The organism is Paenibacillus sp. FSL K6-2393, assembly GCF_038002545.1.
Classification (GTDB): Bacteria; Bacillota; Bacilli; order Paenibacillales; family Paenibacillaceae; genus Paenibacillus.
This window is the reverse complement of record NZ_JBBOCU010000002.1, coordinates 254,932-280,649: the sequence shown is the minus strand read 5'-3', so window position 1 is coordinate 280,649 and position 25,718 is coordinate 254,932. Positions and strand designations below refer to the sequence as shown.

The following is a 25,718-nucleotide window of genomic DNA, read 5'->3' as shown; positions in this document are numbered from 1 at the left end:
TGTTTCAAAGCAACACAACAGAAATCCAGGTTACGATACAGCGTAATCTGGATTTTTTGTTGATTTTTCATTTATAATAGTCCCCAATAGTTGAAAGGAGATCTACCCCTATGGCTACTTTTGAAGAGTTCATGCAGCATGACATCCGGGTTGGTACCGTGGTGGAAGCCGAACCCTTCCCCAAGGCTCGCATACCCGCTATTAAAATGACGATCGACTTCGGACCACTTGGTCTTAAGCGCTCTAGTGCTCAGATTACTCAGCGATACACGCCTGACATGATCATTGGCAAACAGGTCGTTGCTGTAGTTAATTTTCCACCCCGGCGGATTGCCGGTTTTGTCTCTGAAGTACTTGTGCTGGGCGGCGTGCCTGGTGAAGGCGATGTTGTCTTGCTCTCACCGGATAGCCCATTACCTAATGGAACACCGATAGCCTGACTTTATTTGGAGTAAGAAGAATATGTGCTTTTCAAATGTTTGGAAATCGAGTATTCTTGATTTATTGATTATTGATGGAACTACGTATGTTGGAGACCTTAAAGCATAAGGCTATGAATCTGCGGATTCGTGGCCTTTTTTGTTTTTTTTCGAGGGCCTGAAAAGTACATATCAAGGAGAGAAATTCACAATTGAGAGGAGTAAAATTCATGAGAAAAATGATGATTTCCATGATGTTCTTCGTCCACAGCTCCGCTGAAAACTTATAAATTCTATCAAAAAAGGCGTCTCTCTCCGTGTTACTGGATGAAGACGCCTTAAATAAACAGATTTTCAGAAAAAATCATGCTCTCTAAACACCTTCCTATCTCCCGTAGGGTACTACTGTGTTTGTTAAACCTGGCAGGTCTCCTGGCTCCAGAATCATCGTCACTTGCAGCTCCTTCCCGGCTTAAAGCAGTGGATTATCGCTACTTGACTCCTCTGTTACAGTGGCGGGACCGCGCCGGTATCACACCGGACTTCCCTATTAAGCTTCCACCCTCACGGGCAAAGCACCAAGTTCCACATATTCAATTACACTTCTGTATCAGAATAGCGGGATGACGATAATGATCAGAACTTTTCTTTCAAATTTGAAACTCTGAAATACGTCTAATCTCGATTTCTCGAACCCTTCGGAGACACACCCGTCACTCGCTTGAACATCTTGGAAAACAGTAATGGGTCTGTATAGCCAACCGAATGTGCCACTTCACTTACCGACAGCCCTGGATTCTGAAGAAGTTCGGCAGCCCGATTCATACGGTACTCCAGGAAAAAGGACTGTAGCGACATGCCATATCGCTCTTTGAACAATCCCGATAGATACGTGCGATCCAGCCCCACAGCTTGGGCAATATCCAGAATGGAAGTTCGCTGGCTGTACCTGTTCTCCATAAACTGCACCGCCTGCCGGATGTACGTCTCTTTGTTCGAAAGGAGTTGCCCTATTTCTTCCTTCACAGGCGAAGAAGAGATTAATTCTGCCACCAAGCGATACAAGAGACTCTGATTCATCACATCGCCTCCTGGACGCGTAGAAGCCTGGACCAACTCCGTATACAACTGTTCCATCGTATTTGTATCCTGGGCATCATATATCGGACGCTCCGGGCTTAATTGGGCACGTTGCATGAATGCTTTGGCTTGTACGCCTTTAAAACCAAACCACGAATACGTCCAGGGCTCCTGCGGATCTGCCTCATAATGAATAAGTGTGTCCGGGAGAATGACAAAACCCTGTCCCTCGCTAAGTTTGTATTCCTGATCCCCCATGTACACGGTGCCCCGTCCTTCATGAATGTAGTGCACAATGTAAGAATCACGTACACCCGGTCCCCAATAATGCGCAGGGTCACATGCCTCCCACCCAAAAAACAACAACATCAGCTCCATCTGTGTCCAGCCTGCGGGAACCACATTCATCTCAATGCGACTCATTTTTCGCCCTCCATCCTGACTTCGTTCCGCTTACCTCTTCATTTAGTCCATTTATATTATAACAGCTAAAGTGCTTCCATATTAGTTGAAAGCGGGAACAAAAATGGGATTATGACATGTTTGAAAGGGGTTGAGCCATAGTTATATGTGCCGAATCGGCCTATAGTTGGGGTACAACATTTTTCAGGGAGGCTGAACTTAAGATGAACAAAATTACTTTTCTCGGTGCAGGCAGCACCGTCTTTGTTAAAAATGTATTGGGTGATGTCATGATGACCGAAGCACTGCAGGATTTTGAATTGGCATTGTTTGATATCGATGCTGAACGTTTGAGCGATTCAGAGCGTTTGCTGACCAGTCTGGCCCGTTCACTCGGAAGTCGTTGCGTCGTGAACGTATATCATGACCGCAAAGAAGCGCTGCGCGGGGCCAAATATGTCATCAACGCCATCCAGGTCGGTGGATATGATCCATGTACCATTACGGACTTCGAAATTCCGAAGAAATACGGATTGCGTCAAACAATTGCAGATACACTCGGTATTGGCGGAATTTTCCGTAATCTGCGTACGATTCCGGTTATGCTGGATTTCGCCCGAGATATGCAGGAAGTATGTCCGGATGCGTGGTTCCTGAACTACACCAACCCGATGGCTGTGCTTACCAACGTCATGAACGTACATGGTGGGATCAAAACCGTAGGATTGTGTCATAGTGTACAGGTATGTGTACCACATCTGTTTGATGCACTGGGGATCGATCAGACAGGTGTTGTGGCTAAGATTGCAGGGATCAACCACATGGCGTGGCTACTCGAAGTTACCAAAGACGGGCAGGATCTGTACCCTGAGATTAAACGTCTGGCGAAGGAAAAACAGAAGGAACAGCATGACGACATGGTTCGTTTTGAGCTGATGCAGCGTTTTGGCTATTATGTAACGGAATCCTCTGAGCATAATGCCGAGTACCACCCTTACTTCATCAAGCGGAATTACCCGGAGCTGATTGAACGCTTCAACATTCCACTGGATGAGTATCCACGCCGCTGTGTAAACCAGATTGAGGGCTGGAAAGAAATGCGTACCAAGCTGTTTGCCAGCGAAAATATTGAACATACCCGTAGCCGTGAATACGCATCGCATATTATCGAAGCGATGGAGACGAATAACCCGTACAAGATTGGCGGCAACGTCATGAACAACGGACTGATTACGAACCTGCCGCGTGAAGCATGTGTCGAGGTACCTTGTATGGTGGATGGATCAGGAATCAGCCCTACGTATATTGGGGATCTGCCTCCACAACTCGCGGCATTGAACCGGACAAACATCAACACGCAACTGCTGACGATTGAAGCAGCAATCACTGGAAAAAAAGAACATATCTATCACGCCGCCATGCTTGATCCACATACGGCTGCCGAGTTGTCTATCGATGACATCGTAGCGATGTGTGATGAGTTGATTGAGGCTCACGGCGACTGGTTGCCAAAATACACGTCATAATATAAAAGCACTGTTTCCTTTGCTGCAAAAGGGGACGGTGCTTTGTTCTTCTATAGCGCTCACCCGCTGAAGCGTGCATCACATCATTGTTAAGAAATGTCTCGCTCCCTTGAACCTTATTCGGCAGGGAGCAAAAAGCGATAACCAATGCCTGGCTCCGTCTGAATATATCGCGGATTTGTTGGATCTTCATTTAATTTTTTACGCAGATGTCCCACATATACCCGAAGATAATGGCTGTCGGACTCATGATGATGCCCTCCCCATACTTGCTGCAAAAGCTGGCGCTGAGTGATGATTTTCCCTGCATTGGAGGCAAGCACCTTCAGCATCTCATATTCCGTTGGGGTTAATTTGACCAAAGCCCCCTCCAGTTCGACCTGCCTTTGGGCCAGATCAATCGTGAGTGATCCGAAGTGCAGTATCGGCTCATCCGTCGTTTTGGCTACATGACGAAGCGCCACCCGAATACGGGCGACCAACTCACCCATTCCGAATGGTTTGGTCACATAATCATCTGCACCACCATCCAACGCGGCAATTTTGTCTCCCTCCTGATCCTTCGCTGTCAGCACTATAATCGGCACTTGCGACCATTCGCGAATCCGGCGAAGGACCTCCATGCCAGACATGCCCGGCAAACCAAGATCAAGGATGATCAAATCCGGATGTACAATACTGGCCTGAATAACGCCCTCCTCGCCATCCCCACACTCGTGAAGTTCGAATTGGTGTGCCTGAAGGGTGACCTTGAGCAATTTGCGAATCTGCGGCTCATCATCGATCACCAGTATGCGAGCCCCTAGTGGTGCGTTCATGTTATTCTTCAACCTCTCCTTGTTCTGAATAGGAAAACGACGATCCGTGAGCCTCCATGGGGATATCTATGCGCATTCTCGTTCCCCCGCCCGGATTCGGCTCTGCCACAATGGTACCTCCGTGGACTTCCACAACGCCTTTGCAGATTGCCAGACCAAGCCCCGTTCCTGTGACATGTTGAGTCGACTCTGAGCGATAGAACTTATCAAATATACGCAATCTTTCCGCTTCCGGTATACCTATGCCTTGATCAGCTACCCAGATCGTCAATTGATCTGTACTCTTATCGCTTGCCACAGTGATGACAATCTGGCTCTCATCAGGCGAATATTTGATGGCGTTGCTGACGATATTGACCAGTACCTGCTCCAGCAATACTTCATCTCCGTAAATGAAGGCAGGGTCATCAGGCAGGTCAACTTGAATGTTGCGATGCGGACTGAATCCCCGAACCTGTGTCAGTACAACGCTGATCATGTCTCCCACGTCACACCATTTCCGATTCAGCTGCAACATGCCGCTCTCCAGCCGAACCATGCCCAACAGATTTGTGACGAGACGATTCATACGCAAGGCCCCATCCCGAATGTTGCCTGTTAATTCTCTCCGATCCTCGGGTGTAAAAAGAGTATCATTCTCCAACAATCCCGTAGCCGAGCCGATAATGGCGGTTAGGGGCGTACGCAGTTCATGGGAGACGGAATCCAGCAGTGCTGTGCGTATGCGCTCCGATTCAGCAGTGATCTGCGCCAATCGGGCCTCTTCAGCCAGCTTCACTCGGGCAATGGCACCTGCGGCCAGCCCACCACATGCCTCCAACAGACGAAGCTGTTCTTGCTGCTCATGAATCTCGCCAGCGTCCATGCTCACGGCGAGCACGCCATGAACCTGCTCCTCTGTGCGTAGCGGTACATATAGCCCGAGAGATTCCCGCAAAGTGGATGATCCTTTACCAGCGACCTGTCCGTGATGATACACCCATTTGGCAATGGCAATCTCCGACTCCCCATCTCCCCAGCCATCCTTTTCCCCTTCTGATGCGGGTGTGGATGCGGAAGAGCTTGTAACCAGCAAATCCCCCTGTCCATCCGGAAGATACACAGCCGCCGGCTTACCCAGGGTAAGCGATACTTGGGTTGCAATGTTAACCAGCAACGTATTCAGATCCGTAATGGCTGTCATCTGACGACTCAATGCGTACAGGGAGTTAGTCGTGGCCTCGCGTGCTTTTACCATCTCCAGTTGTTGTCGCAATCGACCTGCAAGACTCGCTGTCAGGATCGCCACCGCAAGATACACGACAAAGGAAATGAGATACCTCAAGTCTTCAACCGTAAAGCTCAAATACGGCGGTACAAAAAAGAAGTCAAACATAATGACGCTAAAACTGGCGGCATATACAGCTGGCCCCATTCCCCAATACACGGCACTCACCAGTACGGGAAACAGGTATACAAGCGCTACGTTAACCAGATCACCGCTCATGCCGATGGCATGAAGCAGCAAAGTTAGCAGCGTCACCCCAAGGGTCACCCATACATATGCCGGAATCCGTTTCCCATGGGATGGCAGTGTTTCTTTTTTTATTCGTTCAGACAATATCCATTCACATCCCGCTCAGTTCATAATCGTAATCTGCAACGATCAATACATCCAGATGCCGCGACAAGCGTACAAGTCGGTTGACCACCGATCCTGAGCCGCGGTAGCCATTCAGCCACCACACCCGTCTTGCCTGCCCGACTACCAACTGGGTTGCTCTCGCCTCCGATGCCTTTCTTGCCAAAATCTCAGGTACATCGCGCAGCCTTGGACTGTGATGAATATGAAATTGACCGCCAAGCCGAATCGTCAGCTGCTCCAACGCTTCCAGATGGCACTTCACTTCGTCACTCATGGACTCACCGATGTGGATATGATGTACATGCCAGATGGCTTTTAGACGAAAAGCCATGCGGAATCCACGCCGGATCAGCCGCTCGGCATGACGATCACTGCTTACACATACAAAGACCGCTTCCTGTCTGCGCCAAGGTCCTCGAAGTGCAATTTTGGCCTGCTGTGCTTCAAGCCGTTCATCCACATCGTCCGCCAGCTCGCGCAGAGCAAGTTCTCGCAAGGCAATCAGATTGCCAATTTTGAAGAAATTCGCAAGGGCTTGCTCGACCTTGGCAGTTGCATAGATTTTACCCTCCCTCATGCGCTGCCGCAAGGCCTGAGGCGCCACATCAATCAACTGCACCTCATCCGCCATCTGAATGATCCGATCCGGTACGGTCTCGCGGACACGAACACCGGTAATATGTTCAACGGCATCATTCAGACTTTCGAGATGCTGTACGTTCATTGTGGTAATCACCGAGATGCCTGCATTCAGCAGGAGCAGGACATCTTCATAACGCTTTTGTCGGACACTCCCGGGTACATTCGTATGTGCCAGTTCATCCACAAGCACCACTTCCGGACAAAGATGCAGAATGGCCTCCGTGTCCATCTCTTCCAGACGAGTTCCCTGATAATCGCGCTTCGCGCGAGGGATCACAGACAGGTGACCCATCTGCTCCACGGTTTCTGCCCGCCCATGTGTCTCCAGCAAGCCGATTTGCACATCGATGCCCTTACGGAGCAAATCATTGCCTTCTCGCAGCATCATGTAGGTCTTGCCTACACCTGGTGCGGCTCCGATATATATTTTGAATGTGCCGCGCTGAATCTGGCCAATCTGATCCTTCATTTCCTGCTCGCTTAGTCTGCGGTATGTCAGTGATTCCACATCGTTTACCTTGGCCGGAACCACCCGTTCACCCTCCCTGGCCGCTCGATCAGCAACCAGAAACAGATCCACACCACGTAATCTGCGCAGCAGCGAGTTAACAACGGACCCCTGCCACAGTTCCTGCCAGCGCGTACGCCGGGAGTGTCCCATCACAATCCGGGTAATCTGGTGCTCCATGGCGTAACGTGCCAGCGTAGACGGGATGTTGCGACGGTGTAATATAGACAGCTCCTCCATATGGCCGCCAAACTTCTCCACCAGTTTGATCATATTCCGTCGAAATACGGTTGCCTCCTTGGTTAATGGCTGCTTCATATTCCGAAAAACCACGGCGCACAAATCCCCATTCAGCCGTTTGGCAATCTGTTGTCCGCGCCGGATATAGATCGAGCCGTTCCAATGATATTGCGTGGACACCAGAATCCGTTCCATGATGCCTGTTGTGACGGTAATTCCCATCTCTTCCCGATGCTCACGCAGGGATTCATTCACCCCTTCTGCCACCAATCTCAGTGCCAGTTCGCGCAGAATACCCAGATTGCCTTGACGAAATACAGCTTCTCCCTCATGCCCCTGCAAATGACCTTCTGCAAGACGGCTCAGTATCGTTTCCGGCGTGACGTCTATCAGCTTCACTTCATCCGCAAGCTCCAATGTATCGGCAGGTACCGTATGTTCTGCTGCGATCCCTGTAAGTTGTCGTGCCAGCTCGGTATACCCTTCCAGCTCATACACATTCACCGTTGTCATGACACTGATGTTGTTTCGGAGCAAGAACTGAATGTCCTCCAGCCGGGTAGCATAGCGAGCGCCTTCTCTGTTGCGATGTGCCAAACCATCCACCAGCACAACCTCCGGATTACGTGCCAGTAGTGCATCCAAGTTCAGATCCTTCATCTCTACATCATCACTCTCGCGTAACCAGTGAATGCTTGGAATCCGTTCGAGTGCGCCAAGCTGCTCCACCGTTTCCGGTCTGCGCATTGTGGAGACGGCGCAGATGACCACATCAATGCCCTGCTCACGCAACGTATTCCCTTCTCGTAACATGTGATACGTTTTGCCCGATCCGCTGACTGGGCCGATGTAGATTTTGAGCGTACCCTGCTGCAGCTTCGTAATCATCTTCAACATCTCTTCCGGTGACTTGCGCTTGAAGCTTTCTTCCATCCGTCCCTCTCCCCCTTTCCTTTAAAAATAGGATGAAAAAAATGGAGAAAGCCCCTCCCGATATATCGCGAGCAGGCTAATATGTTCGTTCATTAGTTCATTTCTGCTATCAGCGCCAGATTCAGAGCCGTTACATTTACACGCGGTTCCCCGAATATACCCATCTGACGACCTTCCATATGCTCATCTACAAGTTGCACAAGCTGCTGTTCACTAAGCCCCGTAGCTTCGCTAATACGTGGGATCTGTGCCTCAGCGGCTTCGGGAGAGAGATCCGGATCAAGTCCAGAGCCTGAACCCGTCACGAGATCAGCGGGGATCTGCTTCAATCCCGGGTTTTCCTGCTGGAGCTGAGCCATTTTTTCCTTCATCTCGCCGATATATTCCTCCGAAGCTACAGCGCGATTTGAACCGGCTGAAGCCGTTGGGTCATAACCGGCATTTGATGCCCGGGGCTGGAACAGCCCCGGCGATTGGATTTCCTGCGCCAGCAGTGACGAGCCGATGATTTTCTCATCTTGCGTAATCAGACTGCCATTCGCCTGCGCAGGAAAGAGAAGTTGGGCTACACCAGTTGTTACAAGCGGGTAGATTAAGCCGCATATCAGCATAAGCACAACAGATAGCCTTATGGCGGGTAAGAACATGTTCATACAGATCACTTCCTGAATTCATTAGGATAAAAGAACAATTTTGATAAGCGTTGTTATCTCGTTAAAGAATCCCCGACAGTACCATGTCAATCAGCTTAATTCCGATAAAAGGTACAATCACACCACCTACGCCATAGATGAACACATTGCGGCCAAGTAATCGTTCGGCTGACATCGCCCGATACTTAACCCCTTTCATCGCGATGGGAATAAGCAACGGAATAATAATGGCATTGAAGATCAGCGCCGACAGGATCGCAGACTGCGGTGAAGCCAGATTCATAATATTCAGCGCCTGAAGCTGCGGCATGGCGAGAATAAACATGGCTGGGATGATGGCAAAATATTTCGCGATATCATTGGATATCGAAAAGGTTGTGAGTGCGCCGCGTGTAATCAACAGCTGCTTGCCAATGGAGACCACCGACAATAACTTGGTCGGGTCCGAATCCAAGTCAATCATGTTGGCCGCTTCTTTGGCCGCCATGGTGCCCGAATTCATCGCCAGGCCCACGTCGGCCTGCGCCAGAGCAGGAGCATCGTTCGTACCGTCGCCCGTCATGGCGACGAGCTTGCCCTCCTGCTGCTCTTTTTTGATCGCCGCAATCTTGTCCTCGGGCTTCGCTTCAGCAATAAAATCATCCACGCCCGCTTCCAGCGCTATGGTCGCTGCGGTTAACGGATTGTCACCTGTACACATAATGGTCTTGATACCCATGGCGCGCATCTCGGCGAACTTCTCTTTCAGCCCTGGCTTCACAGTGTCTTTCAGATAGATCACACCGTAGATTCGTTCATCGATGGCCACAGCAAGCGGCGTGCCCCCGGCCTTCGCAATTCGATTTGCAATCTCATCCAGATCACCAGGTATACGGCCTCCTTCGGAAGTAATATATCTTTTGATCGCATCCACCGCACCTTTGCGGATTTTCATTCCGCTGCTCAGATTCAGACCGGACATCCGTGTCTCTGCCGTGAATTCCACATTTTCCGCATTAGCATACTCTGTCTCAGCCCAGCTCTGGCCTTGTTTACCTGCCAGTTCCACAACAGAACGTCCTTCCGGGGTCTCATCTCGCACAGAAGCCTGTAAAGCAGCTTGCGTCATTTCTGACGAAGTAATGCCCTGAACGGGAATAAACTCAGATGCCATGCGATTTCCGTATGTGATCGTCCCCGTTTTGTCCAGAATCAATGTATCAATATCCCCGGCCGCTTCCACCGCTTTACCTGACATGGCGAGCACATTGAACTGCGTAACCCGGTCCATCCCGGCAATACCAATGGCAGACAGTAATCCACCAATTGTGGTGGGGATCAAGCAGACGAGAAGTGCGATCAATGTCGCCAGATCTAGTCGAATACCCAGGTAATTTGCCATTGGAACCATCGTGAGTATGACGATCAGAAAGATCAGAGTTAATACGGCGAGCAGGGTTGTCAGCGCGATTTCATTAGGTGTTTTCTGGCGCTGAGCACCCTCAACCAGAGAGATCATCCGGTCAAGGAATGACTCACCCGGATCCGTCTGAACACGCATGACGATGTAATCGGACACGACACGTGTCCCCCCGGTAACGGAAGAGAAATCGCCTCCTGCCTCCTTGATAACCGGGGCGGATTCTCCCGTAATGGCCGATTCATCAATGGAGGCCAAGCCTTCCACAATCTCACCGTCCGTCGGGATCAGTTCACCGACTTCCACACGGACCATATCGCCTTTTTTCAACTGGGTCGAAGACACTTGCCGGATTGTTCCATCCTTCTGCACCAGATTGGCCATGGTGTCCGACTTCGTCTTGCGTAACGTATCCGCCTGGGCCTTGCCTCTCCCTTCTGCAAGTGCCTCCGCGAAGTTAGCGAACAGCAGCGTGAACAGCAAAATGAAAAATACGGCAATGTTGTACCCGCGTCCAGCCTCGGATGCGGTGAAGAGATCGGGATTAATGCATAATAAGAGCGTAATGAATGTGCCAATCTCAACAATAAACATAACCGGATTTTTGATCATGACCACCGGATTTAGCTTCTTGAACGCATCCAGCGAAGCCTGAAGTATCATATCCTTGCTTAAAGACCGTTTTGATCCGGGATCACGTTGAATATTACCTCGGTTGTTATCCGGCTCATTGCCCTTCGTACTAAACATTTCTGTATCCATATGTTGCATCGTCTGCTCCTTCTTTCGTTCGACTGCATTCATCATGCACCGCCACCTCCGTACGTTACGTCCTTATACCAATTCCTCTGTTGCTCCCCTGTCATTTCCCTCATTGAATCATTGCCAAGTGTTCTGCGATCGGTCCAAGGGCAAGCGACGGGAAGAATGTGAGTGCGCCGACAACAACGATCATCATGACCAGAATCCCAGCAAAGAGAGGTGTGTGTGTCCGCAAGGTGCCCGTGGTTACCGGTACAACCCGTTTCGTAGCGAGTGAACCCGCAATAGCCAGCATGGCGATCATCGAAACGTACCTTCCCAGCAGCATAACGATACCAATCGCGATGTTGTAAAAGTCTGTATTGGCATTCAGTCCGGCAAAGGCCGATCCATTATTGGCTGCACCCGAGGCAAAAGCATAGAGAACTTCGGTCAGGCCATGCATGCCCCCGTTCGAGATGGACGCAATAGCTTCGGGCCGCATAAGCGCGATTGCCGTTGGCGCCAGAATAATCAAAGGATGAATGAGCAAGGCGATGGATGCGAGCTTCACTTCTTTGCCCTCAATTTTTTTGCCCAGGAACTCAGGTGTTCGTCCCACCATCAATCCACAGATAAACACAGCCAGAATCACATACAACAGTCCGTTGATCAGTCCTACCCCTTTGCCACCAAACACGTTATTAAGCATCATCTGAGCCAGTGATACCATGCCTCCAAGTGGAGTAAGCGACTCATGCATATTGTTGACAGAACCTGTAGTGGCCGCTGTCGTGACTGCCGTGAATAAAGCCGATTCGGGTATGCCAAACCTGACCTCTTTCCCCTCCATATTGCCCTGCAGACCTGCTGCATCCAACGCGGGTACACCGCGATATTCGGAGACAAATACGGTGGTCAACATCACAAGGAAAAGAAAACTCATCGCTGCGAACAATGCCCAACCCTGCTTCCGGTTATTGACCATCAAGCCGAAGGCGTATACCAGTGCAGTCGGTAACAGCATCATACAGACGATATGCACCAGATTGCTCAGGGCCGTCGGATTCTCAAATGGATGTGCAGCATTGGTTCCAAACCAGCCACCACCGTTGGTGCCAATGTGTTTGATCGATTCCAGTGAGGCGACCAGTCCACGTGAGATGGTCTGCTGCGCACCTTCCAGCGTGGTTGCGTTCACCGCTCCCGCGAGCGTCTGGGGCACACCCTGGAACACGAGGAACAGGGCCACGATGAAACTCAGCGGTAAAAAAATTCTCGTAATCGACCGTACAAGGTCGACGTAAAAGTTCCCCAGTTCATCCCGGCGGCCTACCAGCCCGCGAATAAACGCAATGGCCACTGCAAATCCCGTCGCTGCCGACGTAAACATCGGGAACGTCACTGCCAGCATCTGTGACAGGTACGACAGGGCGTTCTCGCCCGTATACGACTGCCAGTTCGTGTTGGTCATGAACGAAACGGCCGTATTAAATGCCTGCGCCACTGGCATATTGCCGATGCCATCCGGATTGAGTGGTAAATATTTTTGCAGTCGCAGCACCAGAAACATCAATACCAACATTACAAAGTTGGAGAGGAGAACGGCCGTGAGGTACTTTTTCCACCCCATGGATTCGTTCTCGCGTACTCCCATCAATCGAAAGAGCAGTCGCTCCGGCCCACCAAAAATCCGATCCAGCCCCGTTCGCTGTCCATCGAACACGTTCACTATATATTTTCCCACCGGTTTCACCAGCAGCAGGATGATTAGTAGCGTCACCGCTACTTGCACTACACCGATACCCATATCCGCATTTCCTCCCTATTCGACATTCCCTTGTTCCGCATTACGTACATCGTCAGCATCAGAATTTTTCTGGCTTCACCGGCACATAACCGAGATAAATCACCAGTGCGAGTACAATCATGCCGATGACAATCATTCCGCTCCCCCTCTCTGCCCTCAAGCCTTTTCGCAGAATTTCAAGAATCCCCAAAACACCGCAAACAGCAGCACAACCAATCCAATCATCGTGGCATCATTCACCATGCGCCCTTCCTCCCTCTCTCTACCGTTCTCTGCACCTGCTACATGTAAAATCGTAATATGAAACGCTGTAAAAAAGGGGTAAAGAAATGCCTCCACAGGTGTAAAAAAAGCGTAAAAAAGACCCGTTCTCCTCAGCTCTGGGCTGAAAAGAACGGGTCTATAAGGTGTACTATTTATCCAAATGGATTCTGTGCCCACTGCAATAATCTTTTCTTCGTGATTTTGCCATGGGAGGTATGTTTGACAACTTGCCCCTGATCGAGCAGAAGCACCTGTGGTGACTCATGATGAACCTCTGTCTCTTCCGCAATGTAGCGGGACAACGAGCGATTTTCAATCACTTTGACGATGCGGTAGTCCATAGGTTGTTTGGGATCTGATGCATTGGTGCCTACAAACGCCATAAACTCTCTGTACGCTCTCGCACTGGTCGGACAAGTTGTGCTGTGTTTCAGGATAAGCACCGGATGATCCTGCGAGCGATGAAGCGCTTCTTCCCAGTCATCTGGTTTATGCAATTCACGGACATGTTCGCTGAGCATATGTTCTGAGTCTGACCCTGCACGTTTGCTAACCACCGAACCAATCACAATGCCAAGCGCCAAACCAAAAGCAATGCCAAGTCCAAGTTGTTGTGTAGCCGTACCAATGCTGACTCCCATGGCAACACCTATAGCAAGCCATACGGCTTGATGATTTACTTTTTTACCCATACGAATCTTCCCTTCCTGATATATGTATATCAAGGCTATATAAATTGAACTAACCATTTAAACGATAACGGAGAGGACAGAAAAAACCTGAGAAAGCGAAGCGTTCGCGTTTATCACCGGATTTTTCTTTAGAAAAAGGGAATCGAAAAAATCTTGGGATAACAGCGGTTGGAAGGTTGTTCTGTCATCGTAGTGTCTGTGTAAATAATCTTTAGTTCAACATATATAGTAGCAACTTCTCACCTTACATTCTGATCAAATTATAGCATAGGCCTCTGTGAGCAGGCGTTGAGAATCTTCATCTCCGAATACAGATTTTAGCGTTTGGATTTATGCAAAATGCTCATTTGTGATACACTGGTTGTAATTTGGAAACGATGAACATGAAGAATGGATTGGAAGGGCGGAAATTCCATATGACATACGCGTTTATGATTGAACCGCAGGATTTTATTGCGCTGGATAACGAAGATGAACTGATTGAGAAATGTCAGGAGTGGGGCTTGCTTTCGGGTAAAGCAACCAAACTCAAAACGTTCTATTATAAAGGAAACGGATTAAACATGCCGTGCACCATCATTGGATATGTGGATCACATGGCAGCCGTTATTCAACTGGATAATGGACAAAAGCATTGTATTCACCCGTCGTATCTGAAAGAAATGCAAGCGTCCAGCTACAATGCCAGAAGTATAAGCACAGCCGGATCAGATCAAAGCACAGAATCGACAACTTCGGATACAGTCGCACCAGTCGCTGCTGATGTTACGCCAACTCCCGGTGCCCTGGTTAACCCGGATGAAATTCCGGCGGATCAGGATGATTCGTACGACACGGACACAGATGAATTCTCCTCTGGGTTGAAGGGTGATCCGGATGGGCTCGTAGAAGAGTATGTTGGACCTCAAACCGGGGCAGCCAGTGAAGCCAAACCTAAAGCCAAAACAGCAAGCAAAGCCAAGACCGTTAAGATTGATCTGCCCGAAGGTAAAGTGAAGATGAGTGCCGTTGTCAAAGAGTTCACCACTGTACCAAATCACTTCTCGGACAATGACGATGAGGTCATTATCTATGAAGCAGTTACCATTACAGAGCCAGACGTCATCGATGTTGGGGAAGCCTGGTCGAGCCACAGTGCCACCGTTAAGAAACAAGAACTGGAAGTGGGAGATGTCATTACGTTTGAAGCAAAAATTATCAAGAAGAAGCTGACACGTAACCCGGTTCCTTATAAAATCAACAACCCTTCCAAGATTCAAAAGGAAGGCTAATCAAGGAAAATTAATCACGAGTCATTACAAAAAAAAGCAAAAAAACCTCCACAACTGCTCAAAGCAGACCGCGGAGGTTTTTTCCATTTGAAGGTTATATTAACGCACAGTACGCTCTTAAGCTTGTCCTGGCGTAGCGCTAATTTGAAACTGTACACCAAATTTGTCGACAACCGAGCCGTAGGCTGGACTCCAGAACGTCTCTTGTATCGGCATTTTCACTTCGCCGCCATCTTGCAGTTGGTTGAAAATTGCTTTGGCCTCATCCGCCGTATCCGTATTCACCGTAACCGTAACATGATTACCTACAGTGTACGGCATGCCTGGAAATGTATCGGACAACATTAATACCGAGCTGCCAATCTGCAAAGAAGCATGCATAATACGGTCTTTCGCTTCGGGCGGGATGGGGTGATTCGGGTCAGATGGACCGTCGCCAAATGTTTGAAGCGCGAGCACTTCGGCTCCAAATGCCTTTTGATAGAATTCTACCGCTTCACGTCCATTACCGTCTGTTACCAGATACACATTCAAGCTGATCGACATGCGTTCTTCATCTCCTTGGGCTCTTGTAATTACACGATTCACGCCACTTGCGACATGAGTATATATGAACAGGTTGTCCTTTGACAAGCGTATATTTCTCCACTTATCTCTGCGGACCTTTACACGATTAGGGTTACCAACATATTCTTAATCCATCCCTCTCCCACTACTTCTTGCGCCTGCGTATATAGTAGAGAACCGTGATCAGAACACCCGGAACCAGTGCTGCAAAACTGGCATAGATCAGACACCATTTCAACAGGGTAAATATCGGAGTGAGTTCAGCAAGCACAGGCGTACGTTCAGGATAACGATACATGATCAGGGACGCACCTATATTTTCAAGCATGTCCATAGCCCAACCTAAGACCGGAATCAGATTCACCCAACGCCAGCAACTCTTTACCGGAAGCACGCGATAGAGTATCGATAACAGAACAACCAAGAGGAACAGATAGGCCAAGGGCCATATGAGGTCAAATGTGAATCGTGCCTGAATATAGGCGCTCCGCCCTGCTTCACCATACTGCTCAGCCATCTGATAAAGATCATTTGCAGTGTACAGAAAAGAGGAATCCGGGGACTGCCCACCACCTGTGGCCTCCTCCGACTTTGCCGCCTGCCAGGGCAGAATGAATGCAATAAAACAAGCAAATACAACAACCGCAGCTGCAACCCATTTCCAATTCACCCGCTGATAGAACCAATTTGACACTTTTTTCAGCACGTTCTGTCCCCTTTCCGATAAAAAAAAGACCACTCTCCCGAATCCTGTCGGTAAAATGGTTGTGTTCAATCCTATGAAGTTATCGAGCTTGAACGATGTTATCTATTTCACTTTTCAATAAGAGGTATCGGTGAACACTTCTCATGATCGGGACCTTCGTTAGTTTGTTCTTGTCCACGTACAGTTTCATCTGGTCTTTGGTCAAACCAAGCAAACTTCCAGCTTCCGATACCGTCAACACTACCTCTGGGTTCGTAGCATTAAACGTCTTCTTTACTTTCTGATTCCAGTCCTCGAATACCTGCATAGATCAGTGACATCTCCTATCCATAGCCAGTTATTATCAGGCTGAATATATCCAGTATACCACACTTGTGCTACTCGTAACTTAATCCTTGCGCAGAACCATATTCTGATAGGCATATTTCCTGCTTGACCCTGACGTTAACTCGAGGGTTTATACTGGCTTCAGGAGGGGATTAGCATGAGTATGTCACCTGAACATGTAACCAAGAAACGACGTAGCAGTGGAATAGCTATTATTGGAATGAGTTGGTTAACGATGACATTGGGTCTGTTTTTTGCTACACTCGCAGGGAAGTTTGTCAGCACTATTGGTGCTGATGATTGGATGGTTCATCTCACCCAAGCTGTTGTCATTATTAGTATCGTCTTGCCCGTACTATTCGTCATTCGAAGACACTTCCATATGAAGTCCGTTCTTCTTCCTCTGACAGGAAAAAGCATAATTCACTTGCTCTCTGGCGCATTATTTGCCACTTCTCTGGCCTTCATCGGGTTAGCGATAGCCAGTATGAACAACTGGATTACGATTACGGAGTGGCACTTCTCAGCCGAGCTCTTCCTTGCTGTCGTACTTAATAGTTGTATTGCTTTCTTGTATGAAGCTTTGCCAGAGGAACTATCCATGCGAGGCATGGTCTATGATGGATTACGCTACAGACTGCGACTTCCTGTGTTTTTCGCTTATGTAACTCAAGTCATACTCTTCCTGCTGGTTCCGATTAGTGTGAGCCTATTGCAAGAGCTCGTCGGAATGGATGCGGGAAACCGGATAACCTTGGATTATATGATCCTGATTTTGACCTATGGTATTACGTTACAGCTTCTGCGGAGTTTGACCGGATCTTTATGGGCCTCCATCGGATTTCATATCGCTTACCTGGAAGTAGCCCGATTCGTTGTTATGCCAGGTGATAGACCGGCATTGTTAAACTATACTGCGCAAGATAATGGGTTGGCCGAAATATTTATTTTGTATATGATGATAATCTTTGTCGGTGCGATCATTCTGGCGGTACTCAATGCATGGCGCTGGTGGAGAATACATAAATCATGAGGGAGGGATCTGCCTGTTGTATACCGTTGGACAACTATCCAAACATACCGGAGTATCCATCCGAACACTGCATTATTATGAGAAGCTGGGTTTACTGCGACCGGCCCGTAATGAGAACAATCAGTATCGCTTATATGGTGAAAAGGATATTTTACGGCTTCAGCAGATTACCATTCTGAAGAAAATGCATTTTAAATTGAATGAGATTGGAGAATTCCTCGATCAGGATGCTGTTCGTTCCGAACCAGAGAGCACACTCACTTTATGGAATAATACGTTGGAACAACAACTGGCCGTTGTCAAGGAACAGCAGGAGAGATTAAGCAAGGTCGAGCATCTTCTTTTTTCAACCCTATATGCCATCAGAGCCTCCGGTACAATCAGTCTGGATGAGATGTTGGGTTTCATCCGTGAACTGGATCAACCTCCGGGCAGGTTCCGTCAGGATGTTTTTACACCTGAAGAAATGGAATCGTTACCTCTGAATAATCAGAACAATTCATTATCCATGGAATGGGCTGATATTCTTAAAGATATTCATACATGCAAGATGGAACCTCCGGATTCCGAAGCCTCACGGTTACTGGCCATCCGAATCTCTGATTATGCTGAAAGGACTTTTCACGGGAATGCAGAATTGGCAGAAAAATATTGGGATTATATCACCCCAGAGGATGATCAGTCAGCTCGTGTATATGGTATGACAACGGATACCATGCGTTACATCGAAATGATCCTGGATCGATGGGCAGTCCAGAATCCTGATGATCAACAATAAGAGCCACTTCGAAAAGTGGCCCTTGATCCATTCCCTCTTTATGCTTCGTTACGCCTCTTCCCAGAAGCGGCGCAGGTTGTCCATGGCGATCTTGGATGCGGATTTGCATTCCTCCATGCCTTCGAACTCCACCGTAATGTTGCCATCATAGCCGGAGTCTTTGATCAACTTTACAATTTTACGAATTGGAATGTCACCTTGTCCAACGATGGCCCCTCGCAGGAAGTTACCGTAGGCTGTCGTGAACCATTCACCCTCACCCGGATGCTCATCATAAGGACGGAAGTAGAAATCTTTGAAGTGAACCAGAGAAGCGTACGGCAGATTTTTCATGACACCGATGATCGGATTCTCATCCACGCACATGAAGTTGCCAATATCGAGTGTTGTTTTGAAGTTCGGACGATCTACAGCATGCAGAACACGCTGCACCCGATCACTCGCCTGCACGCTGAAGCCGTGATTTTCAATGGTTGTGGTGATGCCAAACTGCGCGGCATAGTCCGCAATGATCTGGCTTCCCTTCACCATCAGCGGCAGATGTTCCTCGAACCAGGTGATGGTCATCTTCTCCTTTGGCAGGGTAAACGCCGTGACGTCATGCCGCATATGTTTTACACCCATTCGGTGTACGACATCCACATGCCTTTTGACCCGAGCCATCTCTTCTGCAAAAGCCTCTTCCGTCTCCTGCACAAAATTCGCTGGCATCGAGTAGTTGGACAGTTCAATACCCGCAGTCGCCGCCCGCTCCCGAATCGCATCCGCCAGATCGTGATTATCCTCCACGGTATAACCGTAAGGTACCATCTCCATATGCTCGCCGCCGTTCGCCGCAATCCAGTCGATCACATCCAGCACCGTCATCTCACCCGAATTCAAATCGTTCAACAAACTATACGTGCTCAGGCCCACTTTCATCTGCTCAGCTCCCTATCGATATTGTTGGATAAATTGAACAGCCTTGCGAATATCCTGCTCCGGCTGATGGCCTACTTCACGTTCAATCGTCAGATAACCGGTGTAGCCAATCTCCTGAAGCGCTGCAAAGTATCCGTCAAAATCAACGCCACCTTCGCCCAGTGGCACCTCACGGAAGAACGTTCCGGACGAGACCATCTCGGCAATCTTTTCGTGATCCATAGGCGCATAACCGACCGCTCCGTATACGTCTCGTGGGTCAACTTCCTTCAGTCGCACACCATCCTTCACATGGGTATGTACGATGTAATCCTTGAGCAGATGAACGCCCCGCGCCGGATCATCTCCGGTCACCATCACCATATTCGCCGGGTCAAAATTCACCGATACTCCGTTGGTGGACAACGTATCCAAGAATCCTTTTAAGTCAGCAGCCGTTTCCGGTCCTGTCTCAATGGCAAAGTATGCGCCAACGCTTTTGGCGTATTGGCCCAGTTCCTCACAAGCAGCATGCAGCGTAGCATAAACTTCCGATGAAGGATCATGTGGAACAATACCGATATGTGTTGTGACAATGTTGGTGCCCAGATCGAGGGCCAGATCCACGATCCGCTTCGACTTTTCTACTTTCCACGGATTATCTTCCTTGACCTGAAACCCGTGTCCGCCCAGATCGCCAACCAGGGCTGAAATGTCGAGACCCAACGAATTGATGTAACTCTTCAGCTCTTTGCGCGCCGCAGGCGACAAATTTTCAGGGTCCATCTCTCCCTTGACGGCATAGATTTGCACACCTTCTGCACCTACGTCTTTGGCCTTGTTCAACCCTTCCCGTACACCTACGCCAAAGCTATCCACGATGACACCGATCTTATTCGTTAATTTCATGTCATACCTCCTGAAGATTACGTATTTGGATTCATTGGAACAAGTTTCACCGACTTAATTTCATAGGGTTTAAATGTCAGCTCGAATGTGCCGTTTGGACAAGCCAACGGATGGATCTCATCCTCCAGCAGATTAATGATGGACGCCTTAATTTCCTTTTCAGCCCACTCAACTTGTACTGTTTCCCGACCTCCTGATGATTCGTAGAAACGCAGCACCGTTCCCGAGCCGTCTTCTGCGGGCTTGATTGCATCCAGAATGACATGCTCACTGCGAAACTCCATCCAAGCGTGTTCAGATGGCAAGTGACCCGAAGATGGACTCGCTGTCACAACCTCCACCGGATGATTCAGCTCCATCGCCCGGCGAACGACGGCAGCTTGTCGCCAATCGCCCTGGTGGGGCAGGATTGAATACGTGAATTCATGATGGCCTTGATCGGCATGTTCATCCGGCCATTTCGGGGCACGAAGCAGGGACAGGCGGATCGTCCGATCCTTGATGTCGTATCCGTACTTGCAATCATTCAGCAAACTCACACCGCTGTTGCCCTCCGAGATATCCGCCCAGCGATGTCCACAGACCTCAAACTGCGCCTGCTCCCAACTGGTGTTGTTATGGGTTGGACGCTCCAACGCTCCAAACGGGATTTCATAGGCTGCTTTGGCTGCCACCAGATCCACCGGAAATGCTACCTTGAGCAGCTTATGACTTTCATTCCACTTCACTTTTGTATGGAAATCAACACGCCGCTGGTAACGATGCAAAATGATATCCTGGCTGATCTCGGATTGATTCAGCTTCCAGACCAAACGCAGTACATCTCGCGTAGCCCCGTGCTGTACAATCTCTCTGGAGATCAACTGCACCGCACCTGCGCGCTGGGATTCAAACCGCGGATCGATATCCCAAGCATCCCAGTACGTCGGTTTGTCATGGAAAAACTGCCACTCATTCGCCCGATCACCGGGCTTCAGCCAGTCGCGTCTTGCCGTTTTGTCATACCACCTCGTGATCTCTCCCAAGTCATTGAACTCAAGAGTGTAAAATTCGGTTTCCCATGTGGAAGGGAAAGATTCTTCTTCCCTTACTGGAAGGATAACATCCGATGCCTCGCGCAGCCATATGGTTGTATACCCAAAAGCAGGAATCGATGGAACATACACGAGCAGCGTGTACTTGTCTTCCTTTTGCTCAAGATCACAGGCCAGACGGTTCCCTTGACGATCGAATGCAGCCACCCCGGCGAGGTGGGCATCGCCTGTAATGGTGATATTCTCTCCGCGTTCCCAGCCAAGGCTGTTGAATATAATGTAGGGAAGACCATCCACCTCATCTGTTGTAATGTTCTCCGCAAGGGTATCCAGCGTTTCCCGCAGTGCGGATGTACCTAATGCAAATACCTTCGTGTATTCCTCGGTGGACGTTACGTAAACTTCTGGAATCGACGTTCCCGGAATAATGTCATGGAATTGGTTGAGCATGATCAGCTTCCAGCCTTCATCCAGATCATTCTTCGTGTGTGCGGCGCAAGCTCCGGCAAATTGCCCCCAGATCTCCGCTTCCCGGTACAATACCTCTGCCTTACGGTTGCTACGTTTGTTCCTTGCATGGGTCGTATAGGTTCCTCGATGCAGCTCCAGGTACAAGTCCCCGTGCCACTTTGGCAACGTCGGATTATTTAATGATATGTCTTCAAAAAAAGCCCCTGCTGTGCTGAATTTGCTGATTGGCTGTCCCACCATCAAGTGGGATCGCTCTGCAAACTCCACCATCTCATTCGTCACACCGCCACCGCCATCACCATGTCCGTAGAGCAACATCTGCTCAGGATGCACATCCCTCTGTTTATACGATTGCCAGTGTTCATCCACATCTTTGGGCCGCGTATGCTCATTCACTCCATGGTTCAGATACGCCAGCACCGAAGTACCATCTATGCCTACCCAATTGAAGAGGTCATACGGAAACGCATTGGTGTCATTCCAATTCAGCTTGGTGGTCATAAAATAAGGAATATCCGCAAGCTTCAGCATCTGCGGTAAGGAAGCGCAGTAGCCAAAGGTGTCGGGCAACCACTCGATGTTGGAGCGTTTGCCAAACTCCGCCTGGTAGAAGTTCTGTCCATACAGAATTTGCCGAACCAACGACTCACCACTCGGAATATTCAGATCCGGCTCCACCCACATGCCTCCGACCAGCTCCCAGCGTCCTTCAGCAATGCGTGCTTTTACTCGCTCATACAACTCCGGGTAATGGTCCTTCACGAAGGCATACAACTGCGGCTGGCTCTGGGAATACACAAAATCCGGGTACGTGTCCATCAAGGTACACATGGTCGAAAACGTGCGACTGGACTTGCGAACCGTCTCACGTACAGGCCACAGCCAGGCAATATCAATGTGGGATTGTCCAACCAGATGCATGAAGCCACTTCGATATTCCTCCGGGTCTTCCTGCTGTACCGACTGTGCTAATGCATATTCGAAGTTCTGTATCCAAGCTGCATCACTCCAGCGTTCCGGGTCATTGTACATGTCATCCATCACCTGATGAATGGCCTGGATAAGAGCCATCCGCTTGGGCTCCTTCTCGTTATATGCCCGGAGCGACTCAGCGAGTACCGTCACGCTGTACATCAGGCTCTGCAGTGGCTGATTAACATGAACCAATGCTGCCCGAATGCCCTGAATAGGCGGCTGAATAACAGCTTGTCGGTTGAGTGGGTCATGCGGCTCTGGAATCGGATCATAGAGTTCAATCTCCAACTGCGGCGTATTACCAACACGACTCCTCGGAAGGGGTACGAACCAGTGATTCCGATCCAATCCATGATAAGGCATGCCATTCACCTTCAACAGCCCTTCTCCTCCGGCCTCGAAGATCAGACCAATAGCCTGATCTTGCCATTCCTCCGGAATCTCCATACGTTTGCTCAGAAAATACGTCGTTCCGTGTACGCTGTTCAGCGGATTCAAGCTTTGCATTGCCTTGTCTGCCTGCTCGTACTCGTATTCCCCTGGTCGAATGTATCTGGCCTTCTGCATCTCCCACGCCGTAAGCTCGATCGTATCCAGCCACTGCGATCGGTTCATATCTTCAATGAATCGCTGAATTCGAATCATACCTCTACCCCCACCTTCTGGATATGCAGACTACAAGCGGTCCAGTCAGCCGAATTGCGGCCAACCATGAGCCTGAATTCACCCGGTTCCACGACAGACTGGAGACGAGAGTCGATAAGTGCGAGGTGTTCTTTTTGCACAGGGAACGTAACGGTATGAGTCTGTCCTGGCTCCAGATGGATTTTACGAAAACCCTTAAGTGACATTTCAGCCCGCGTAACCGAAGCCGACACATCCGCGATGTACAACTGCACAACCTCACTTCCCGCAACCGCTCCGGTATTTGTGACTTCAACCATCACCTGTGCCTCATCTTCTGGCCCAATCACATCCGGTATAACCCTTACGTTCTCGTATTTGAATTCGGTATAACTCAGTCCATATCCGAACGGATACTGCGGCGCAAGATCCATCTCCAGATACCGCTTGCCACGAGTGCGTTTGGCATGATAATAGACCGGAAGTTGCCCAACATGCTTGGGAATGGAGACGGTAAGACGGCCAGATGGATTCACATCACCGAACAGAATATCCGCAATCGCGTTACCACCTTCCTGCCCGGGGTACCACGCTTCCACAATCGCATGGACATGCTCATCAATCCAAGGTTCAGCAATGGGACGGCCGTTGATATAGACCACGATAACGGGTTTTCCCAGCTTATATAGCTCCTGCACCAGCTCCAATTGAACACCCATGAGATTCAGGGAAGCCCGGTCAATGCCCTCGCCACACTCCATGTCGTTCCATGGATCATCCGTTACCACAGACGCTCCTGTCCGCAAGTCTATGGTACCTTCACCAAAATCGCGGGCGCTGGACCCGCCCATCACCATCACGATGACATCGGCCTGTTCCGCACAGGCGAGCGCTTGTGCAAAACCTTCTTTGGAATCGCCTTTAATCCGGCAACCAGGTGCGTACAGCACCTGACCCGAATCCGCGCCAAGATTGCGCGTAATGCCATCCAGTACGGTAACGATCTGTTCTCTCGGCTGTGGCGAGGTATAGTCTCCAAGTTGGTTATAGATATGGTTCGCGTTCGGACCAATGACAGCTAGCTTTGTACCTGTTTTGCCGAGTGGGAGGGTAGCCCCTTCATTTTTCAGTAAAATAATTCCCTCTTGTGCGACTTCCCTTGCCAACTGAATATGGTCTTCACATCCGATGACTTGTTCGGCAAACTCTGGATCTACGAAAGGCTGTTCAAATAGCCCAAGTCTGAATTTCATCTCCAGCACCCGCCACACAGCCAAGTCCAGATCCTTCTCTACGATTAATCCCTGCTCAAGCGCCTGACCAAGATGTTTGCGGTACATGTACCCGGACATTTCCATGTCTACACCTGCCTGAAGGGACTGTGCTACGGCCTGCTCCCCGTTCTCAGCGGTGTTATGTCCATGGACCAGCATCTGAATGGCGCCAAAATCAGTAATCACGAATCCATCAAACCCCCACTGCTCACGCAGAAGGTCATTCAACAGATACGTACTGGACGTACAAGGTACACCATCAATCTCGTTATAAGCGGTCATGACGGAGCAAGCTCCGGCTTCCACTGCTTTTTTGAACGGCAACAGATCTATTTCATGCAATTCACGTAAGCCCATATGCACAGGTGCTGCATTACGCCCACCCTCTGAACTGCCATAAGCCGCAAAATGCTTAAGTGTCGCCACAATCGTCCGGTTGGAATCGAGACGCTCACCTTGTAGTCCCTTCATGGCTTCCACTGCAAATTCACCGATTAGGTATGGATCTTCGGCAAAACATTCCTCGGTCCGTCCCCATCTCGGGTCACGTACGACATCCAGCACCGGGGAATACGTTGCCGCTCCCCCCTGACTCCGGGTCTCCACAGCGATGGCTTCACACATCTTGCGGTATAACTCCATATTCCACGTGCTGCCCACGGTTAACGGTACCGGAAATACTGTCGCCCCAATCGCCATATGCCCGTGGGAACATTCTTCTCCGAACAAGATGGGAATGCCTAGCCGAGAATGCTCCATGGCATACTGCTGAATGACATTTGTGGCAACGGCTCCCTGCCGTGGAGTAAGCCCCGTTTCCAGCGTCACTTCAGTCCATGGATCGGCCCGAAGCACACCATACAGAGAACCGACACCGCCCTGTTCCATGTCCGCTTTGAACTCTTCCGTCACCCGTACTGTACCATCAGCTGCTTTATCATACGTCTTCCAGCCCATCGGCTGGATGAGTTGTCCAATCTTCTCTGCCGTTGTCATCCGTCCGATTAGATCCTGAACCCGTTCCTGAATGGGAAGCGAAGCATCTTTATAGTCCATATGCACATTCTCCTTATGCGTTCGGAATTAGTTAGGCGCATG

Annotated in this window: 21 protein-coding genes and 1 riboswitch; of the genes, 5 read left to right on the top strand and 16 right to left on the bottom strand. The window is 49.5% G+C overall.

The features are described 5' to 3' along the window. Positions 1-110 precede the first annotated feature (110 nt). Positions 111-440 carry a chaperone CsaA gene (gene csaA, locus MHI14_RS28345; protein WP_047841512.1) on the top strand — a complete coding sequence of 110 codons (330 nt, stop codon included), beginning with the start codon at positions 111-113 and terminating at the stop codon, positions 438-440. Positions 441-824: 384 nt separating this feature from the next. Further along, positions 825-1,017, bottom strand: a riboswitch (cobalamin riboswitch). 77 nt (positions 1,018-1,094) lie between these two features. Here the strand turns inward: csaA and MHI14_RS28340 are convergent. Continuing rightward, a complete protein-coding gene (locus MHI14_RS28340) occupies positions 1,095-1,922 on the bottom strand; it encodes an AraC family transcriptional regulator (RefSeq protein WP_133387237.1) in 828 nt (275 codons plus the stop codon). 203 nt (positions 1,923-2,125) lie between these two features. On the opposite strand from MHI14_RS28340, the gene MHI14_RS28335 reads away from it, so the two are divergent. Continuing rightward, positions 2,126-3,427: an alpha-glucosidase/alpha-galactosidase gene (locus tag MHI14_RS28335; protein WP_339311735.1), complete on the top strand. Its 1,302-nt coding sequence runs from the start codon at positions 2,126-2,128 to the stop codon at positions 3,425-3,427. A 116-nt stretch (positions 3,428-3,543) separates the two neighbouring features. On the opposite strand, the gene MHI14_RS28330 is transcribed toward MHI14_RS28335, so the two are convergent. From MHI14_RS28330 to ytxJ, 8 genes are all read right to left on the bottom strand, one after another. Continuing rightward, positions 3,544-4,245 carry a response regulator gene (locus MHI14_RS28330; protein ID WP_091038717.1) on the bottom strand — a complete coding sequence of 234 codons (702 nt, stop codon included), beginning with the start codon at positions 4,243-4,245 and terminating at the stop codon, positions 3,544-3,546. Position 4,246: 1 nt separating this feature from the next. Further along, entirely contained in the window at positions 4,247-5,845 is a 1,599-nt protein-coding gene (locus MHI14_RS28325; protein WP_249913669.1) for an ATP-binding protein, read from the bottom strand. A 7-nt stretch (positions 5,846-5,852) separates the two neighbouring features. Next, entirely contained in the window at positions 5,853-8,192 is a 2,340-nt protein-coding gene (locus MHI14_RS28320) for a histidine kinase (RefSeq protein ID WP_341131839.1), read from the bottom strand. A 92-nt stretch (positions 8,193-8,284) separates the two neighbouring features. Next, positions 8,285-8,845, bottom strand: coding sequence for a potassium-transporting ATPase subunit KdpC (gene kdpC, locus MHI14_RS28315; protein ID WP_091038712.1), 561 nt, complete (start codon positions 8,843-8,845; stop codon positions 8,285-8,287). Between the two features lie 61 nt (positions 8,846-8,906). Further along, positions 8,907-10,907, bottom strand: coding sequence for a potassium-transporting ATPase subunit KdpB (kdpB, locus tag MHI14_RS28310; protein ID WP_341132033.1), 2,001 nt, complete (start codon positions 10,905-10,907; stop codon positions 8,907-8,909). Between the two features lie 208 nt (positions 10,908-11,115). After that, entirely contained in the window at positions 11,116-12,795 is a 1,680-nt protein-coding gene (gene kdpA, locus MHI14_RS28305; protein WP_371129109.1) for a potassium-transporting ATPase subunit KdpA, read from the bottom strand. A 156-nt stretch (positions 12,796-12,951) separates the two neighbouring features. Next, a complete protein-coding gene (locus MHI14_RS28300; RefSeq protein ID WP_341131838.1) occupies positions 12,952-13,134 on the bottom strand; it encodes a hypothetical protein in 183 nt (60 codons plus the stop codon). Between the two features lie 77 nt (positions 13,135-13,211). Next, complete coding sequence (gene ytxJ, locus MHI14_RS28295) at positions 13,212-13,751, bottom strand: bacillithiol system redox-active protein YtxJ (RefSeq protein ID WP_256332447.1); 540 nt, start codon at positions 13,749-13,751, stop codon at positions 13,212-13,214. A gap of 416 nt (positions 13,752-14,167) precedes the next feature. Between ytxJ and MHI14_RS28290 the strand changes: the two genes are divergently transcribed. Further along, complete coding sequence (locus MHI14_RS28290; RefSeq protein WP_091038758.1) at positions 14,168-15,022, top strand: hypothetical protein; 855 nt, start codon at positions 14,168-14,170, stop codon at positions 15,020-15,022. 117 nt (positions 15,023-15,139) lie between these two features. Here MHI14_RS28290 and MHI14_RS28285 read toward each other — a convergent pair whose 3' ends face one another. From MHI14_RS28285 to MHI14_RS28275, 3 genes are all read right to left on the bottom strand, one after another. Further along, positions 15,140-15,568: a VOC family protein gene (locus tag MHI14_RS28285; RefSeq protein WP_091038708.1), complete on the bottom strand. Its 429-nt coding sequence runs from the start codon at positions 15,566-15,568 to the stop codon at positions 15,140-15,142. A gap of 166 nt (positions 15,569-15,734) precedes the next feature. Continuing rightward, complete coding sequence (locus MHI14_RS28280; RefSeq protein WP_339311723.1) at positions 15,735-16,295, bottom strand: hypothetical protein; 561 nt, start codon at positions 16,293-16,295, stop codon at positions 15,735-15,737. 79 nt (positions 16,296-16,374) lie between these two features. Further along, positions 16,375-16,602 carry a hypothetical protein gene (locus MHI14_RS28275; protein WP_062837704.1) on the bottom strand — a complete coding sequence of 76 codons (228 nt, stop codon included), beginning with the start codon at positions 16,600-16,602 and terminating at the stop codon, positions 16,375-16,377. Between the two features lie 177 nt (positions 16,603-16,779). Here MHI14_RS28275 and MHI14_RS28270 point away from each other — a divergent pair, with 177 nt between their 5' ends. Both MHI14_RS28270 and MHI14_RS28265 read left to right on the top strand, forming a co-directional pair. After that, the gene (locus MHI14_RS28270; RefSeq protein WP_339311721.1) at positions 16,780-17,655 is read left to right on the top strand and encodes a CPBP family glutamic-type intramembrane protease; all 876 of its coding nucleotides are present in this window, start codon (positions 16,780-16,782) and stop codon (positions 17,653-17,655) included. Between the two features lie 16 nt (positions 17,656-17,671). After that, positions 17,672-18,433, top strand: a complete 762-nt coding sequence (locus tag MHI14_RS28265; RefSeq protein WP_339311719.1) for a MerR family transcriptional regulator — start codon at positions 17,672-17,674, stop codon at positions 18,431-18,433. A 48-nt stretch (positions 18,434-18,481) separates the two neighbouring features. Here the strand turns inward: MHI14_RS28265 and MHI14_RS28260 are convergent, their stop codons facing one another. From MHI14_RS28260 to MHI14_RS28245, 4 genes are read right to left on the bottom strand one after another with little or no spacing between them, the layout of a single operon-like run. Next, entirely contained in the window at positions 18,482-19,354 is an 873-nt protein-coding gene (locus tag MHI14_RS28260; protein WP_091038701.1) for a sugar phosphate isomerase/epimerase family protein, read from the bottom strand. A 12-nt stretch (positions 19,355-19,366) separates the two neighbouring features. Continuing rightward, positions 19,367-20,242 carry a sugar phosphate isomerase/epimerase family protein gene (locus MHI14_RS28255; protein ID WP_091038699.1) on the bottom strand — a complete coding sequence of 292 codons (876 nt, stop codon included), beginning with the start codon at positions 20,240-20,242 and terminating at the stop codon, positions 19,367-19,369. Between the two features lie 17 nt (positions 20,243-20,259). Next, on the bottom strand, positions 20,260-23,367 hold the full coding sequence (locus tag MHI14_RS28250) for an alpha-mannosidase (RefSeq protein WP_339311714.1): 3,108 nt from the start codon (positions 23,365-23,367) through the stop codon (positions 20,260-20,262). After that, positions 23,364-25,676 (bottom strand): glycoside hydrolase family 3 N-terminal domain-containing protein, encoded by a 2,313-nt coding sequence (locus tag MHI14_RS28245; protein ID WP_339311712.1) that lies wholly within the window; start codon positions 25,674-25,676, stop codon positions 23,364-23,366. The genes MHI14_RS28250 and MHI14_RS28245 overlap by 4 nt, the downstream gene beginning before the upstream one ends. Between the last annotated feature and the right edge of the window lie 42 nt (positions 25,677-25,718).